The 14,571-nt window shown below is 53.2% G+C and carries 14 protein-coding genes; 8 read left to right on the top strand and 6 right to left on the bottom strand.

The features are described from left to right. Positions 1 to 62: 62 nt before the first annotated feature. The 4 genes from WCI03_04030 (at position 63) to WCI03_04015 (ending at position 5,101) form a co-directional block, all read left to right on the top strand. Positions 63 to 2,003: a M48 family metallopeptidase gene (locus WCI03_04030; GenBank protein ID MEI8139018.1), complete on the top strand. Its 1,941-nt coding sequence runs from the start codon at positions 63 to 65 to the stop codon at positions 2,001 to 2,003. Positions 2,004 to 2,175: 172 nt separating this feature from the next. Further along, positions 2,176 to 2,970 (top strand): electron transfer flavoprotein subunit beta/FixA family protein, encoded by a 795-nt coding sequence (locus WCI03_04025; GenBank protein ID MEI8139017.1) that lies wholly within the window; start codon positions 2,176 to 2,178, stop codon positions 2,968 to 2,970. Positions 2,971 to 2,981: 11 nt separating this feature from the next. Beyond that, complete coding sequence (locus WCI03_04020) at positions 2,982 to 4,187, top strand: electron transfer flavoprotein subunit alpha (GenBank protein ID MEI8139016.1); 1,206 nt, start codon at positions 2,982 to 2,984, stop codon at positions 4,185 to 4,187. A gap of 71 nt (positions 4,188 to 4,258) precedes the next feature. After that, positions 4,259 to 5,101 carry a hypothetical protein gene (locus tag WCI03_04015; protein ID MEI8139015.1) on the top strand — a complete coding sequence of 281 codons (843 nt, stop codon included), beginning with the start codon at positions 4,259 to 4,261 and terminating at the stop codon, positions 5,099 to 5,101. An 81-nt stretch (positions 5,102 to 5,182) separates the two neighbouring features. Here the strand turns inward: WCI03_04015 and WCI03_04010 are convergent, their stop codons facing one another. Continuing rightward, complete coding sequence (locus tag WCI03_04010; protein ID MEI8139014.1) at positions 5,183 to 5,644, bottom strand: dCMP deaminase family protein; 462 nt, start codon at positions 5,642 to 5,644, stop codon at positions 5,183 to 5,185. A 111-nt stretch (positions 5,645 to 5,755) separates the two neighbouring features. On the opposite strand from WCI03_04010, the gene WCI03_04005 reads away from it, so the two are divergent. Genes WCI03_04005 through WCI03_03990 form a run of 4 tightly spaced genes read left to right on the top strand, consistent with a single transcriptional unit; the run spans position 5,756 to position 10,254 of the window. Then, positions 5,756 to 7,126 carry a TolC family protein gene (locus tag WCI03_04005; GenBank protein ID MEI8139013.1) on the top strand — a complete coding sequence of 457 codons (1,371 nt, stop codon included), beginning with the start codon at positions 5,756 to 5,758 and terminating at the stop codon, positions 7,124 to 7,126. A 2-nt stretch (positions 7,127 to 7,128) separates the two neighbouring features. Further along, complete coding sequence (locus WCI03_04000; GenBank protein MEI8139012.1) at positions 7,129 to 8,364, top strand: efflux RND transporter periplasmic adaptor subunit; 1,236 nt, start codon at positions 7,129 to 7,131, stop codon at positions 8,362 to 8,364. Continuing rightward, the gene (locus tag WCI03_03995; protein ID MEI8139011.1) at positions 8,282 to 9,034 is read left to right on the top strand and encodes an ABC transporter ATP-binding protein; all 753 of its coding nucleotides are present in this window, start codon (positions 8,282 to 8,284) and stop codon (positions 9,032 to 9,034) included. The genes WCI03_04000 and WCI03_03995 overlap by 83 nt, the downstream gene beginning before the upstream one ends. Further along, positions 9,031 to 10,254, top strand: coding sequence for an ABC transporter permease (locus WCI03_03990; GenBank protein ID MEI8139010.1), 1,224 nt, complete (start codon positions 9,031 to 9,033; stop codon positions 10,252 to 10,254). The genes WCI03_03995 and WCI03_03990 overlap by 4 nt, the downstream gene beginning before the upstream one ends. Before the next feature lie 80 nt (positions 10,255 to 10,334). On the opposite strand, the gene hisC is transcribed toward WCI03_03990, so the two are convergent. Genes hisC through WCI03_03965 form a run of 5 tightly spaced genes read right to left on the bottom strand, consistent with a single transcriptional unit; the run spans position 10,335 to position 14,570 of the window. Next, on the bottom strand, positions 10,335 to 11,381 hold the full coding sequence (hisC, locus tag WCI03_03985; protein MEI8139009.1) for a histidinol-phosphate transaminase: 1,047 nt from the start codon (positions 11,379 to 11,381) through the stop codon (positions 10,335 to 10,337). 2 nt (positions 11,382 to 11,383) lie between these two features. After that, positions 11,384 to 12,682: a histidinol dehydrogenase gene (gene hisD, locus WCI03_03980; protein MEI8139008.1), complete on the bottom strand. Its 1,299-nt coding sequence runs from the start codon at positions 12,680 to 12,682 to the stop codon at positions 11,384 to 11,386. A 3-nt stretch (positions 12,683 to 12,685) separates the two neighbouring features. Further along, complete coding sequence (locus WCI03_03975; protein MEI8139007.1) at positions 12,686 to 13,423, bottom strand: hypothetical protein; 738 nt, start codon at positions 13,421 to 13,423, stop codon at positions 12,686 to 12,688. A 5-nt stretch (positions 13,424 to 13,428) separates the two neighbouring features. Next, positions 13,429 to 13,929, bottom strand: coding sequence for a biopolymer transporter ExbD (locus tag WCI03_03970; protein MEI8139006.1), 501 nt, complete (start codon positions 13,927 to 13,929; stop codon positions 13,429 to 13,431). Further along, positions 13,926 to 14,570 carry a MotA/TolQ/ExbB proton channel family protein gene (locus WCI03_03965; GenBank protein ID MEI8139005.1) on the bottom strand — a complete coding sequence of 215 codons (645 nt, stop codon included), beginning with the start codon at positions 14,568 to 14,570 and terminating at the stop codon, positions 13,926 to 13,928. The genes WCI03_03970 and WCI03_03965 overlap by 4 nt, the downstream gene beginning before the upstream one ends. Position 14,571 lies beyond the last annotated feature (1 nt).

Genomic DNA, 14,571 nt, shown 5'->3' with positions numbered 1-14,571 from the left:
TACTGGCTCACCTTGTTCAATCTGAATTTTGACAAAATTTATTCTGTCTCTATAGTAACCCCATGAACTTCTTTGAATATCAGGAAGCTGCGCGGCGGCAGACAAGCCGCTTGATTGCGTTTTATTTGCTCGCCGTGGTGCTCATCATTGTTTCTCTCTACTTCATCACGGCCTTTATATTTCATTATGACGCAGCCGCCGTTCCTGATCAACCTTTCAATTGGATGGCCCTTTGGGATCTCAACTTGTTCGGCATCGTGGCTCTGGGCACCGGGGCCATCATTCTTTCCGGCAGCCTCTATAAAATCGCCTCCCTGTCCGCAGGAGGTGCGGCCGTGGCCGAAATGCTGAACGGCCGACCGATCGCGCCTGACACCACGGATTTCCAGGAAAAGCGCCTGCTGAATGTTGTCGAGGAAATGGCGATCGCCTCCGGCACCCCGATTCCCAGGGTATTCGTCATGGACGGAGAAGAGGGAATCAATGCTTTTGCCGCAGGCTTCTCGACCAAGGATGCCGTGATCGCCGTGACCCAGGGTACCCTCATGCAACTCAATCGAGAGGAATTGCAGGGAGTCATCGGCCACGAGTTCAGTCATATTCTTAACGGCGACATGCGCTTGAACATCCGACTGATCGGGGTGCTTCACGGTATTCTTCTGATCGCCATAACAGGCTATTTCATGTTCCGGATCCTGGGCAGCACCACTTCACACGGCAGTTCCCGTGATAAAAAAGGGAATCCCCTCGTCGTTCTAGTGCTTCTCGGGCTGGCCATGATGATCATCGGCTACATTGGCGTCTTTTTTGCCCGCCTCATCAAAAGCGCCGTGTCGCGCCAACGGGAATTTTTAGCCGACGCCAGTGCCGTTCAATTCACCCGCAATCCGACCGGTTTATCGGGCGCACTGAAAAAAATCGGCGGACTTGCCACAGGCTCCCGATTAGTCGCCCCCTCAGCGGAAGCCGCCAGTCATCTCTTTTTCGCCAATGGCATCGCGTCCCCATTTCTTGGCCTGCTTGCAACCCACCCGCCCCTGGCGGAACGTATCCGGCGACTTGACCCCCAGTTTACAGGCGAACTTACCAGACCTTCCAGCGACGCCCAAAACGAGACCATCTCCGCCTTCAGCGCTTCTGACTCGGCACTCCCCGCTCTCAACTCCCCGCTTCCTACCCCACCCCCGCTTCCGCCCATGACGCCCGCTCAGATCGTTAAGCAGGCGGGGACACTTTCCTCTATGAGCCTGATTCATTCCACTCAAGCACTCGACGCCATCCCAGCCACCTTGCGAACAGCCGCCCATCAGCCCACGATGGCTCAAGCCGTGATATACGCCATCCTTCTGGATACCAAGCCGGAGATACGTCAGCAGCAGCTCGTTTATCTGGCTAAACGGATTCCGACTGAACTCAATTTTGACATCGAAAATATGGAGGGAGATTTAAGAACGCTGTCGACCGGGTTGCGTCAGCCACTCGTGGAAATTGCAGTTGGCAGTCTTAAGCATCTGGATCTTCCTCAATATCGGTTCTTCCGTGAGACCATTATGGAACTTGTGGCGACAGACTCCGAAGTCTCTCTTTTCGAATATATGTTACTTCGCATGGTTCTGCGTCACTTGGACACACAATTCGGCCTGGCCAAACCGTCAAAGGCGCGCATCACTTCTTTTAATACCCTAACCAACGAGGTGACCACCGTCCTGTCCGCCCTCGCCTGGTTTGGGTCCACCACCCCCGCGATGGCGGCGCAGGCATTTCTGGCAGGCTGTCAAGAACTGGGCGCCATGAACCTTCGCCTTCTTCCCGCCGACTCAGCCTCACTTAAAGATATGGACAAGGCTTTGGACCGACTGGTTGACACCATCCCGCCGGTGAAACAGAAACTGGTAGCCGCCTGTACCGCTGCTATCAACACCGACGGGACCATTACCACCGATGAACGCGACGCACTGCGGGCCGTCGCCGATGCCCTGGATTGCCCGCTGCCGAGGCTTTGAGAAGAAAGTTACTGGTTATTCGTTCATGGTTATTGGTGTCCTCATAACAAATAACTTCATAACTGATAACCTTGGATTTTTCTGACGCTATTCCCTTGCATCCCGCTTTCTTATCTCTATAATCATAAACCGTTTTTGATTCTAATCATGGCTGAAAGCTAAGGAGAATATTATGCGATACATTGTGTGTATCAAACAGGTGCCGGAAACGACGGATGTAAAAATCAATCCGGCCACAAACACCTTGATGCGTGATGGTGTTGTTTCCATCATTAACCCTTTCGACATGTACGCCATTGAAGAAGGCTTACGGCTCAAAGCCCTGCACGGCGGCACGGTCACCGTACTTTCCATGGGGCCGCCTCAAGCCGAGAACGCTTTGCGCGAAGCCATTGCCATGGGTGCTGATGACGGTATTCTGGTCTCTGATCGCGCCTTCGCTGGTAGCGATACCTGGGCCACCAGCTACACACTGTCCATGGCCATCCGAAAGATCGGCACCTATGACCTGATTATCTGCGGAAAACAAGCCTCCGATGGCGACACCGCACAGGTGGGCCCCGGCATCGCCGTCCATCTGGATCTCCCTCAGATCACCTACGTCCGTAAAATTGAATCGCTGGACGAAAAAACCATCGTGGCGGAACGCCTCATGGAAAATGGTTATGAAGTCATTCAGTCCCCACTGCCTTGCGTTCTCACCGTGGTCAAAGAAATCAACGAGCCGCGTCTGCCTTCCCTAAAGGGAAAGATGGCCGCAAAAAAAGCCGTGATTCAGACTTGGAAGGCCGCCGACATCAATGGCGACCCAAAGTGCCTCGGGCTGGACGGATCACCGACCAAGGTTGTAAAAATTTTCACCCCGGCGCCAAGGAAGGGTGGACAAATTTTTCAAGGAGACCCGGATGAGTTTATTCCGGAAATCGTAGCCAAAATGAAAGACGCCGTTTTAGGCGCCGCGCAGTAAGGACTATCATCATGAGCGATCCCATCAAAATTACCGAAAAATGCGTTTTCTGTGGTGCCTGCGTCAAAGCCTGCCCGTTTGGAGCCATTACCCAGGCCGAGCGAAAAACGGCCCCCGTCATCGACCTCCAGAAGTGTACCCTCTGCGGAGCCTGCGTGGTCGCCTGCAAATTTGACGCCATCTGGATGAAGGAAAAAGCCAGCACCGGCATCGACTTAAACGCCTTCAAAGATGTCTGGGTTTTCGCAGAACAACATGATGGCGATATTCAGTCCATCACCTACGAATTGCTCGGTGAAGGCCGTAAACTGGCTAACTCGCTGAACATGAAGCTCTGCGCCGTTCTTCTGGGAAGCAACATCCAGGGCAAGGCCCAGGACTTGATTGCTCGCGGTGCGGATAAGGTTTATCTGGTGGATCGTCCCGAACTGGCCTATTTCCAGGATGAATGCTACGGAAACGTCCTGATTGAATTGGTGAATCGGCACAAACCCAATGTCTTCCTGTGCGGGGCTTCGACCATCGGCCGCAGCCTGGTGTCACGTGTGGCGGTCAAGGTCAACGCCGGTCTGACGGCCGACTGCACCGAACTCGCCATTGACCCGAAAACCTTGAATCTGCTTCAGACCCGGCCTGCCTTTGGTGGCAACATCATGGCGACCATCGAGACGCCGGCGTCCCGACCCCAGATGGCAACAGTGCGGCATAAAGTCATGAAGGAATCCGTTGCGAACCCCACCCACAAGGGGGAAATCTCAATGGAAGCTATCGCCGAGGTGCTCCTCCAGTCGAAGGCACACCGCCTGAAATTCATTCCCGAAGTCGAATCGACAATGAATATCGCGGAAGCCAATATCATCGTGTCGGGTGGTCGCGGACTTCAGAGCGTGGAGAACTTCAAACTCTTGCGGAACCTGGCTGATGTGTTGGGCGCAGGGGTTGGCGCCTCGCGCGCCGCGGTGGATTCCAATTGGATACCCTACTCACATCAGGTCGGACAAACAGGAAAAACCGTGTGCCCTAAAATCTATTTTGCGGTCGGTATCAGCGGCCAGATTCAGCACCTTGCAGGAATGCAGTCCTCTGATATCATTATCGCTATCAACAAGGATCCGGACGCCCCTATTTTCAAGGTGGCAACCTATGGGATCGTTGGAGATCTGTTCACGATTGTTCCCAAGCTCACGGCAGAGTTTAAAAAAATCCTGGGCAAATAGGATTGCGTTCACGTGGCGGGATAGATAGATTTGATCGTATATGTATTTATGGAAGGTGCCTAACAATGAGAATGAATAAATTATTGAGTTCGGGTTTGATTTTGTTGGCCGTAGCGGCAACCAGTGATTGCGTGTGGGCAGGGTCCGCAACCCCGGAGTCCATTATGGTGGTACCCGCCCGCAAACGCATGGTCCAGTTGGCCTTCGAAATCTCCCGCTGTAAAGAGATCGGCCTCGTGACCTACAATAACAGTCCCTCCCTTCCCGCTCCGCTTCTTCATGCGTGGAATGGTCAGGAATGGATCCAAATCAGCATGGATGATTATGTGGAAGGGCGCTTCATGTCAGGCGATCCCAAACACGTCTTCCTGCTCGGTGACGCGTCCTCATTGCCACTCAAAATGATGGATGGTCCCACTTGGTATAAGGACCTCAACCGGATCACCACACTGGATATCGCCACCATTATCAACCAAGTTGGTAATGTGTTGCATTTCAGCACCTATCAATGGAAGTGGCTGGCCGAGACGTACGGGATGAAGATTGAGGACAAAAACACCGAACTCCGCCGCTATGGTCGCTGGGGTGCGCCTGGTAAAGAAAAGGATCTGGCACCCAACAAGCTCGAATCGGTGGTGCTTCCCCCTAACCCGCCAATCGCAGACCCCATCATGATCAAGGCCGAGGAACCCAAAGCGAAAATCGAACCTGTTAATTGCGAAATGCCCTTGCCACCTAAGGTGGATGTCCCTGTGGGCGAAAAGCCAGCGGTACCCGTGACCGTGACCATCACTCCTGCGCCCGCAAAGGTCGAGGCCCCAAAAGCTGAAGCACCGGTCGTGGCCGCCCCCGTTGCCCCAGAGCCGCCCAAAGTGGCACCGTCCGCGCCTGTCGCGACACCGGCCGTGAAGTAATAAATGTAAGGTTATTGGTCAGCAGTTATCGGTGATTGGAGATTTCCCTGATAACCTATAACAATTAACCAATAACCTGTTTCATCCCAATTTCCTGCACCGCACACCGCCCTCATGCAGCAGTGACCGAGTCTGAGTGCTAAATTCATACTCATTCTCGTAGACCACTTCCAGAATGCCAGCATTGATGATCATTTTGGCGCAGGTCAGACAAGGGCTCAAAGTCGAAAAAATGGTGGCGCCCCGTAATGCAATGCCGTGGTAAGCCGCCTGGGTGATGGCATTCTCCTCGGCGTGACAACAGATACAATCCCCCAAAGCAGTCCCGGAAGGCGCCGTCCCGGCACATCGTTCACAGCCCCCTTCAAAACAGTTCTTTACCCCCCGGGGCGTGCCATTATACCCAGTTGAAATAATGCGCTGATCCTTGACGATGACAGCCGCCACTTGACGCCGGCAACAGTTCCCGCGGGTGGCAACCACCTGGGCGATATTCATGAAATAATGATCCCAATCCGGACGAGAAAAAGAGTCTGTTTTCATGTCCATTAAAATGCCTGCCTCACCCCACTATGGTCAAGCAGATAGAATCCCAAAAATTTAATACAATAAATAATGCAATTATCCGTTTAGAGGTATATAGATCACCAATTCATGAATAATTATTTATCATTGAGAACTCTCTTTCTGCCCCTCCTGATCGTGGGAAATGCGTACTTTACAACTGGCTGTGCAACCGTAAAACACGCGCGCAATATTCAAAAAGGGGAAGGAGCGCTTCCTGGAGAACGTCTGCTGCAACCTGCCGAAGTCGGACTTTCGTCCAATACAACCTTAACCATGGTGCGCGCGCTGGAAATTCCCCTCACCTACCACCCCCAGATCTTTCAAGCCGAGCAAAGCCTTGCCGCCGCAACCGCCCGCGTCTATCAAGCCCGAGCCGCCTATTGGCCTAAAATCAGCACAGGCATAGGGGAAACCCGTTCCACAGCAAACACGACAGGCCAGCCGGGGAGTTCCAGCAGGCACAACTCATTTAATGGATCGGTGGGGCTCGACCTGCTGGTGTATGATTTCGGCAAAACCCCTGCGGTAGTCAGACAGGCCTATGCCAACCTGATCTCGGCTACAGAGAATCTGAGGGCAACACGAAGTGATATCGCCTTCTTGACCCGAAGCGCTTTTCTAAACCTTGGGAAAGCCCTCGAATTAGAACAGGTGGCCATTGAGGCCGTCCGCCAGAATCAAGTCCATCTGGATCAGGTCCAGGCATTCATAGAAGTCGGGCGACGCACCCGATATGATCTGACCAAGTCCGAAGTGGATCTGGGAAATTCGAAATTGACCCGAATCAAAGCCCATAATGAGGTTGTGACCGCCCGCGGTTCGCTGAACCGGAGTCTCGGATTGGCAACCGACCCGGGCTATAAAATCCTGCCGGACTTGTCTGGCATTTTTACAACCTGCCCCGCAGATCAACTCATGGGGCGCGCGCGGCAGTTCCACCCCCGATTAAAGGTTTTGCAGGCCAAGGAACGTGTTACCAGCGCAGCGGTGGATGAGGCCATTGCCGCTCTGTATCCTGACATCGGATTGCAGGCAAAATATGGACTCAGCGGTTCATCGTTCCCGCTGGTATGGAATTGGTCCGCCGCCTTGCAGGGCTCACTCCAGCTCTTTACGGGACGGCAGCAGACGTGGCGGATCAATGAAGTCGTCACCCAACTCCGTTCCGCACGAGCCCAAACGGTTGAATTTGAGCAACTCCTTTACGAAGAGCTCCAGACGGCATTAAGCCAACTCGACAGCTCACGGCAACTCCTCTCGCTTACAGATCTAATTGCCAAGCAAGCTGCGGAGAGCCTGGAACTGATCAGCGAACGCTACCGCCTTGGTGCCGCCTCTTTGGTGGAGGTCACCGACGCTCAGGTGGCCCTGACCAGCGCGCGCGCCGAACAAGTTAAGTCCAAATTTGATTATCAGGCGGCAATTGCACAACTCAAACACGCCTGCGGAGAGGAATAAGCATGAAACGATGGATCCTAGTAATAGTCGTCTTGTCGGCGATAACCGGTGGGGGTTTATGGTATTGGATACACGTAAAGGATAATAACAATAAAGCACATTATCGAACCACCACGTTGGAACGTGGCGACATCATCCAAACCGTCAGAGCCAGCGGGCTGATCGCCCCCATGCGATTGGTGGATGTCGGCACACAGGTTAACGGCCCCATCAATAAGTTATATGTGGACTTTAATTCCGAGGTTAAGGCCGGGGATCTGGTTGCTCAAATTGACCCCACCACCTATGAAGCCAAACTCGCACAAGATCAGGCGAATCTGATGGCGGCCCAGGCCAACGTGGAACAAACGACGGCGAAACTGGTTCAGGCTGAAAAGGAATTGACTCGCACTAAAAAATTAGCGGAACAAAAAATGCTCTCTGAGACCGATCTGGATGCCGCCATTTCCCTCCGCGATTCACTGGCCGCCCAACTCAAGGTGACCATGGCCTCTGTAGACCAGTCAAAAGCCGCACTCCGACTCTCTCAAGCCAACCTGGGATATACCACCATCCGCTCCCCTGTGGATGGCGTGGTCATTACCCGGAATGTCAGCCAGGGCCAAACCGTTGTGGCCAGCTTGAACGCCATGACGCTTTTTAAAATTGCCACCGACTTACATACCATTCAGGTGGAAGCCAGCATTCCGGAGGCTGACATCGGACGTATCCGGGAAGACCAGAGAGTCACCTTTACGGTTGATGCATATGACACGACGTTCACCGGTAAAGTCGCTCAGGTTCGGATGTCTGCAAGTACCATGCAAAACGTGGTCACCTACCCCGTCATGGTCACGGCGGAAAACCCTGACAACAAACTGTTCCCGGGAATGACCGCCATCATTATCTGCGAAGTCGCCCAACGCACCAATACCCTGAAGGTTTCCAACGCCACCCTGCGATTTAAACCGGTAGAAAAAATCACGGATAATACAGAAGTAAAAACGAAACGAAAAGGACCCCGGACGGAAACGAAGCCGAAGGTTTGGATCCTGGAAAGCGCAAATTCGGAACTCAAACCCGTCGTTGTGACACTGGGAATTTCCGACGGTGCTTTCACTGAAATTATGGAACCCTGTAATTTGACCGAAGGACAAGAACTGATCACGGGGATAGATGCCAGCAGTGCCAGCGAAAAAACTGTCAACCCGTTCGCTCCTCAAATGCCGGGGCGGTCCGCTCGCAGCGCCACCCGATAAAGCCATGCTTATTACTTTACGCCAGATTAATAAAGTCTACCACATGGAGTCGGTGGATGTGCCGGCCTTGAAAAATGTCTCCACCGACATTGCGGCAGGTGAATTTGTAGCCATCATGGGGCATTCCGGATCAGGGAAAAGCACGCTCCTGAATCTTCTAGGCTGCTTGGATACACCTGATAGCGGGAGTTATCATCTGGATGGCGAAGAGGTCAGCAAACTCGATAGCGACGCTCTGGCAAAAATCCGTAATCAGAAAATCGGGTTTGTTTTCCAGAACTTTAATCTGCTTCCCCGGACAACGGCTGAAGAAAACGTGGAACTCCCCCTCTACTATGGAGTCCACATGCGGAGCGCGGAGCGCCGTAAACGCGCCCGTGAGCTTCTGACCAGACTCGGACTGGAAGGCCGTATGCAACACCATCCCGGCCAACTTTCCGGCGGTCAGCAACAACGTGTGGCCATTGCACGAGCCCTTGTCAATCAGCCTCCTCTGATTCTGGCCGATGAGCCGACGGGAAATCTCGATAGCCGTTCTGCTGATGACATTATGGCGCTCTTTCAGGAACTTAATAAAGAAGGCATCACCATTGTCATGGTCACCCATGAACCTGATATTGCCCGGTTCGCCAAGCGAGTCATCCAGATGCGGGATGGAGAAATCGTATGAACGGGCTGATGACGATCAAAATCGCCCTGCGGGCGCTGGCCCGAAATAAAGGCCGCTCACTGTTGACGGCACTGGGAATTATTATCGGCATTGCCGCCGTCATTGCTGTAGTCGCCGTCGGCCAGGGGGCCTCCACCAACATGCGCGCCCAAATCAACAGCATGGGCAATAATCTCCTGATGATTTTCCCGGGAAGCCAGAATGCAGGTGGATTTCGGGGGGGCTCCGGAACTCAACAAACCCTGACCGCCGAAGATGGGGAAGTCATTCTGCGTGAGAGTCAATTTGTCGTGGCCATGACTCCACTGATACGGTCAGGCGGCCAATGCATCTACCGTGAAAATGATTGGGCTACAATGATTCAGGGTGTCAATATCCAGTTTCCCGAGGTGCGAAGCTGGGATATCGCTTCCGGTGATTTCTTCACAGAAGCTGATATCAAAAGTGCAGCCAGAGTCTGCGTATTGGGTAAAACCGTTGCAGATCAACTGTTCCAGGGTGAAGACCCACTCGGCAAAACGATTCGTATCAGAAACATGCCCTTCAGAGTGGTCGGAGTAATGGCCTCCAAAGGTTCTGCTGCCTGGGGGCAGGATCAGGATGACACCATTATCGCGCCGTGGGTCACCATTCGGAGGGTCTTGGAAAGATCCAAGTTTAATAATGTCAATCAACTGATTTTTAGCCTCAAATCGATGGACAACCTGCCCCTGGTCAAGGCAGAGGTTTCCGCGATACTCCGCCAACGGCATCGGATCGGCGGAAATGAAGATGACGACTTCACCATCATGGATATGACGGAAGTCACGCAGATGATCACACAGGTATCAAGCCTCATGACCATCTTGTTGACGGTTATCGCCTCCATTTCGCTTCTGGTAGGTGGCATTGGGATTATGAACATCATGCTGGTAGCCGTCAGTGAGCGCACTCGCGAAATCGGCTTGCGTCTGGCACTCGGCGCCCGGCGCCATGACATCATGATGCAATTTCTGGTCGAAGCCGTGGTGTTGTCAGGTGTGGGTGGCATTATTGGCATCGGGCTTGGGGTAACCGCAGCAAGCATTCTGGGGGCGGCAAACCATTGGCCAGTTCTGATTTCCCCGGCCGCCGTCCTCCTCGCCCTCACCTTCTCGGCAGGCGTCGGGATCTTCTTTGGTTTCTATCCCGCCTGGCGGGCCGCCCGATTGAACCCTATTGAGAGTCTGCGACGGGAGTAAGGGAGCAGAGTTGATAAGTTGTCAGGTTGCTGAGTTGTTAAGAAATAGGCACAAAGGCAGCTCCGGAACAACTCGACAACTTAACAACCTAACAACTTCTTCAGCGCGACAAGCAAGCGGTCAATCTCCCCATCCGTACCAACAGTTATTCGGAGATAATCGCCCGTTCGCGGACCTGGGAAATAACGGATCAGGATTCCGGCCGCCTTTAAGGTGTCAAATATCTCCCGGGCATCACGACTCTCGTGTCGCACCCATAGAAAATTGGCATCTGAAGGGCATACGGCAAAACCGAGCTGATTCAGCATGATCGTCAACCGATCTCGAGTCGCAAGAATTCGGTCCACATTAGCACGCATGTGGGCTTGGTCGGAAATGGCTGCGGTGGCAGCTACCTGAGTCATCCGGTCAAGATTATAGGAGTCCTTGATTTTGAATAACGTTGCGATCAAAGGCTTTGACCCCACGACATATCCGCAGCGCACACCAGCCAGGGAATAGGATTTCGAGAGGGTTCGCATGACCAGGACATTCGGAAGTGTCTTCGCCAATTCCATACAATGCTCATGGGCAAAATCCACATAAGCTTCATCCACCAGCACTACGCCGGGAAAGGACTGACAGAATTGCTGCACTCGTGCGGTGGCAAACAACATGCTGGTGGGAGCATTGGGATTAGCCAAAAAGAACAGCGAAGCAGGTTCAGGATCCTGTTCCGCCCATTCGAAAGATTCCGACAATTCACAGGGTACCCCCCGGACATTCCGGATGGCCGCTAAAACCGGGTAAAGAGAGTAAGAGGGGTGGAAATACCCGATAGTACCGTCATCCTCAACAAACGCGCGGGTGCAAAGCGCAAGGATTTCATCGGATCCATTCCCGGCGAAGACATGGTCAAGCGCGACACCATGCAAGTCGGCGATAGCCTGGCGCAACACCGAACTTACAGGATCCGGATAAAGCCTTAACGATTCCGGAGCAATGGCAGCCAATACCTCCGCCACTTGAGGCGAGGGCGGATACGGATTTTCATTAGTGTTAAGCTTGGTAAGCCCCTGCCGTTTCGGCTGCTCACCCGGGGTATATGCGTCCAATGCCTGAACAGATTTCCGGATTAATTTATTCATCGTTAAACCTCAAATCTTACCCGAGCGGCCCGGGCATGGGCCTCCAGACCTTCAACACGTCCAAAAGCCTCAATCACGGGAAGTGTTTCCTGCAAATCGGCACGGGTAAATGCCATAAAACTTGTTCGCCGCCGGAAGTCATCCACCGTCAGACCAGAGAACATGGTCGCGGTCCCCCCCGTAGGCAGAACGTGACTGGGCCCGGCCACGAAATCACCAACGGATTCAGGCGTCCACATGCCAAAGAACACCGCGCCGGCAGTCCTGACTTTTCGCAACCAACTCCGTGGCTCACGAACCATGATTTCAAAGTGTTCAGGTGCAAACTGATTGCATAGATCCATTCCTTCATCCAACGTGTTGACAATGACAAGCAATGTGCCTTTATCGAGCACTTTATGAATGGCATTTTTCCGGGGTAATGTTTCCGCCTGCGAGAGTAGTTGCTCCGACACCTTCGTGGCGAGCACACTTGAAGTGGTCACCAAAATGGCCTTTTCCAGGCCCGTTCCATGTTCAGCCTGGGAAAGGAGGTCTGCCGCCACACATTCAGGATGTGCCGTGTCATCAGCCAGAATAGCGATCTCGCTCGGGCCAGCCACAAGGTCCAGTGCGACCTCCCCGTAAACCAATTTTTTAGCAGCCGTCACATAAGCTCCGCCCGGCCCCACAATTTTCTGTACACGTGTAACAGTCTTGGTGCCATACGCCATCAACCCGATGGCCTGGATGCCCCCCACGCGATAGATTTCCGTAGCCCCGGCCATTTCAAGTGCGAAAAGAATATAGGGATTCACCTTGCCATTGGCATCAGATGGCGTACATACCACAATTTCCTGTACACCCGCTACCCGGGCCAGGGTAACGGTCATAAATACAGTTGAAACCAAGGGGGCCTGGCCGCCGGGGATATACACCCCTACCCGATCCAACGGAACAAATTGCTCGCCGAGTTCACCACCCTTGGGGCTGAAAATCTTCCAGTCTTTTTTCATCCCGGCACGTGAAAAAGTGGTCACGCGTTTATACGTTTCGCGGGCCGCACTTCGGAATTGGGCATCAACGGTTTCGCGAGCCTCCGCCAGTTCGGCCATGGTTACCCGCATTCGTGCGGCATTCAATGACACGCCGTCAAATTCCTTGATCGCTTTAAGCACAGCAGAATCCCCGTTCAATCGGATATCCTCAAGGGTGGCACGGGCAGCGGTTTCAGCACCGGGATCAAACGCCGGACGTTTTAAAAAAGAGGTCACGATGGCTGACGGTTTATCCGCCGCCCATTTCGCGATTTTGATTTCCATACCTTACTCCTTCTGAACTGGACTATTCTTCCAATAAAAAAACTTTACCTGCCCCCATGTGTTGGAGGTGCCAGGCTGCCCCCGGCCAGTACGCAATCCCCTTACAATCATCGAATCAACCCCGGAGATACCAGCTGGCTGTTCCAGCAGTACATGTTGCACCAGTCCCTGTTTATCAAGTTCAACAGCTGCCGTCACCATGATCGAAGCTTTATCATCCCCATTCGAAAACGCCATCTGCAAATCAGGGAACTCATACAGACGATAGCGTAACGGCTCCTGAATCTCAAACCGGAATACATTGGCGGCCCGGGACCCCGCATCCGGGGTAATCGATTTTTGCGATACCTCCGGATCAAACTCCACCGGCTGCAGGAAAGAAATCCGGGGCGAGGCTGATATCACCCCGTTTCCGGGTTCCAGAGTCATATAGACTGGCCCCGATATCTTGGGTTTCAACACTGAAACAAGGCTTTTATTGGGCAATTCTTTTAATGCCGCCTTTTTACTGAAGCCATCAGGAGTGGGCAGCGGCATTAATACTGGAGACCATGTCGAACCATCCAACCCCTGAGCGGCCCGGATGTACCTGAATATCGGAGGTGAATGCCGCTCCGTTTTTGCCACCGTCCGGTATGACGAGGGAAAAACCAGCCAGGGCACCAGCCACAGAGTAACGCCTGCAGCAAACACCAGCGTAACATTGCGCCAGGATAATGGGATGACGTATTGATTGCTCACGCCCGTTACCTCTGGGATGGCCTTGTCGCCAGGTTAACTTCACGAAACCCGGCCTCCGCCGCCATCTCAAAAAGTTTCACAACGGTGTCATGCCGTACCATCCGATCGGCCTCAATGACCATCGGTAGATTTGGTTTCTGTGTCCAGGCCGTGGCGAGGGCTCCGCGCAATGCATCCATCTCCGCCGGTTCACGCCCCAAATATCGCTGATCGTCAAAAAAGAAAATTTCGTCCCGTTCCGTCCGCCCCGCCATAGGCAGGGAAAGCACCGCCACATTATGTCCATAATGACGCCCATCCGAAAAGGGTGCCACCGGAAGTTGCAAAACCATGCCCGGTTGCAGAACATTCGGAGCTAGCAGATAGAGATATAATGCAATTAACAACGTGACACTCATCCAGGGTGCCGTTGCGACCAACCCCTTATTTAAACGGTTTTGAGGGTGGTAATGCCGGAATCCATGTACCGTCCAGCCAATCGCCTTGGGTTCCTCTCGTTTGATCATTCGTCCTTCTCCATTCCAGGATCATCATGAACGATAGGCATGCCAGACAGGAAGGCAATCATATCCGCGGCAGCGCGTTCCATATCGATAACAATTTTCTCCACCTTACCCGTGAGAAAATTAAAGGCCACATAACAGGGGGCCGCCACGGCGAGACCCACTGCGGTGGTGACCAAGGCCTGCATCAAGCCTCCCATCACGTCACCAGGCTGAACCAGGGGGGCCGCCGCCTGCATGATCTGGAGGGATTTAATCATTCCGACCACCGTCCCAAGCAGTCCGAAAATCGGAGCGACCTGGGCGATCGTTACAAAATTCGTCAACCGCCGTTCCATACGGGAAATTTCCGTGCGCCCGGCATTTTCCATCGCCGTCCGGATGGCATCCTTTTCGGCCCGCCGATTGAGAATGGCCGCCCGCACAATGACCGCTACCGGTCCCGGGGTATCATCACAAATGGCGAGGGCTTCATCAACGTTCCCCCGTCCCAGATTGTTACAAATCCCGGCAATGAAATCCTCGGATTTGATACGGGCCCGATGTAACATCAAAAGACGCTCCATGAAAAGCATGAAAGCAAAAACACCGGCACCTGAAATGATCCAGGCAATCAATCCACCTTCATTCAAAAGATCGAACATA

The sequence above is a fragment of the bacterium genome (genome assembly GCA_037143175.1).
GTDB lineage: Bacteria > Verrucomicrobiota > Kiritimatiellia > CAIKKV01 > CAITUY01 > JAABPW01.
This window is presented reverse-complemented; position numbering and strand designations above follow the sequence as displayed.

What these genes read in the sequence shown, in the direction of transcription:
- WCI03_04000 (MEI8139012.1), top strand. Translation starts at nt 7,129, where the DNA reads ATGAAACGATGGATCCTAGTAATAGTCGTCTTGTCGGCGATAACCGGT.
- WCI03_04030 (MEI8139018.1), top strand. Translation starts at nt 63, where the DNA reads ATGAACTTCTTTGAATATCAGGAAGCTGCGCGGCGGCAGACAAGCCGC.
- hisC (MEI8139009.1), bottom strand. Translation starts at nt 11,381, where the DNA reads ATGAATAAATTAATCCGGAAATCTGTTCAGGCATTGGACGCATATACC.
- WCI03_04005 (MEI8139013.1), top strand. Translation starts at nt 5,756, where the DNA reads ATGAATAATTATTTATCATTGAGAACTCTCTTTCTGCCCCTCCTGATC.
- WCI03_03970 (MEI8139006.1), bottom strand. Translation starts at nt 13,929, where the DNA reads ATGATCAAACGAGAGGAACCCAAGGCGATTGGCTGGACGGTACATGGA.
- WCI03_04015 (MEI8139015.1), top strand. Translation starts at nt 4,259, where the DNA reads ATGAATAAATTATTGAGTTCGGGTTTGATTTTGTTGGCCGTAGCGGCA.
- WCI03_03990 (MEI8139010.1), top strand. Translation starts at nt 9,031, where the DNA reads ATGAACGGGCTGATGACGATCAAAATCGCCCTGCGGGCGCTGGCCCGA.
- WCI03_03965 (MEI8139005.1), bottom strand. Translation starts at nt 14,570, where the DNA reads ATGTTCGATCTTTTGAATGAAGGTGGATTGATTGCCTGGATCATTTCA.
- WCI03_04025 (MEI8139017.1), top strand. Translation starts at nt 2,176, where the DNA reads ATGCGATACATTGTGTGTATCAAACAGGTGCCGGAAACGACGGATGTA.
- WCI03_03995 (MEI8139011.1), top strand. Translation starts at nt 8,282, where the DNA reads ATGCCAGCAGTGCCAGCGAAAAAACTGTCAACCCGTTCGCTCCTCAAA.
- WCI03_04020 (MEI8139016.1), top strand. Translation starts at nt 2,982, where the DNA reads ATGAGCGATCCCATCAAAATTACCGAAAAATGCGTTTTCTGTGGTGCC.
- hisD (MEI8139008.1), bottom strand. Translation starts at nt 12,682, where the DNA reads ATGGAAATCAAAATCGCGAAATGGGCGGCGGATAAACCGTCAGCCATC.
- WCI03_04010 (MEI8139014.1), bottom strand. Translation starts at nt 5,644, where the DNA reads ATGAAAACAGACTCTTTTTCTCGTCCGGATTGGGATCATTATTTCATG.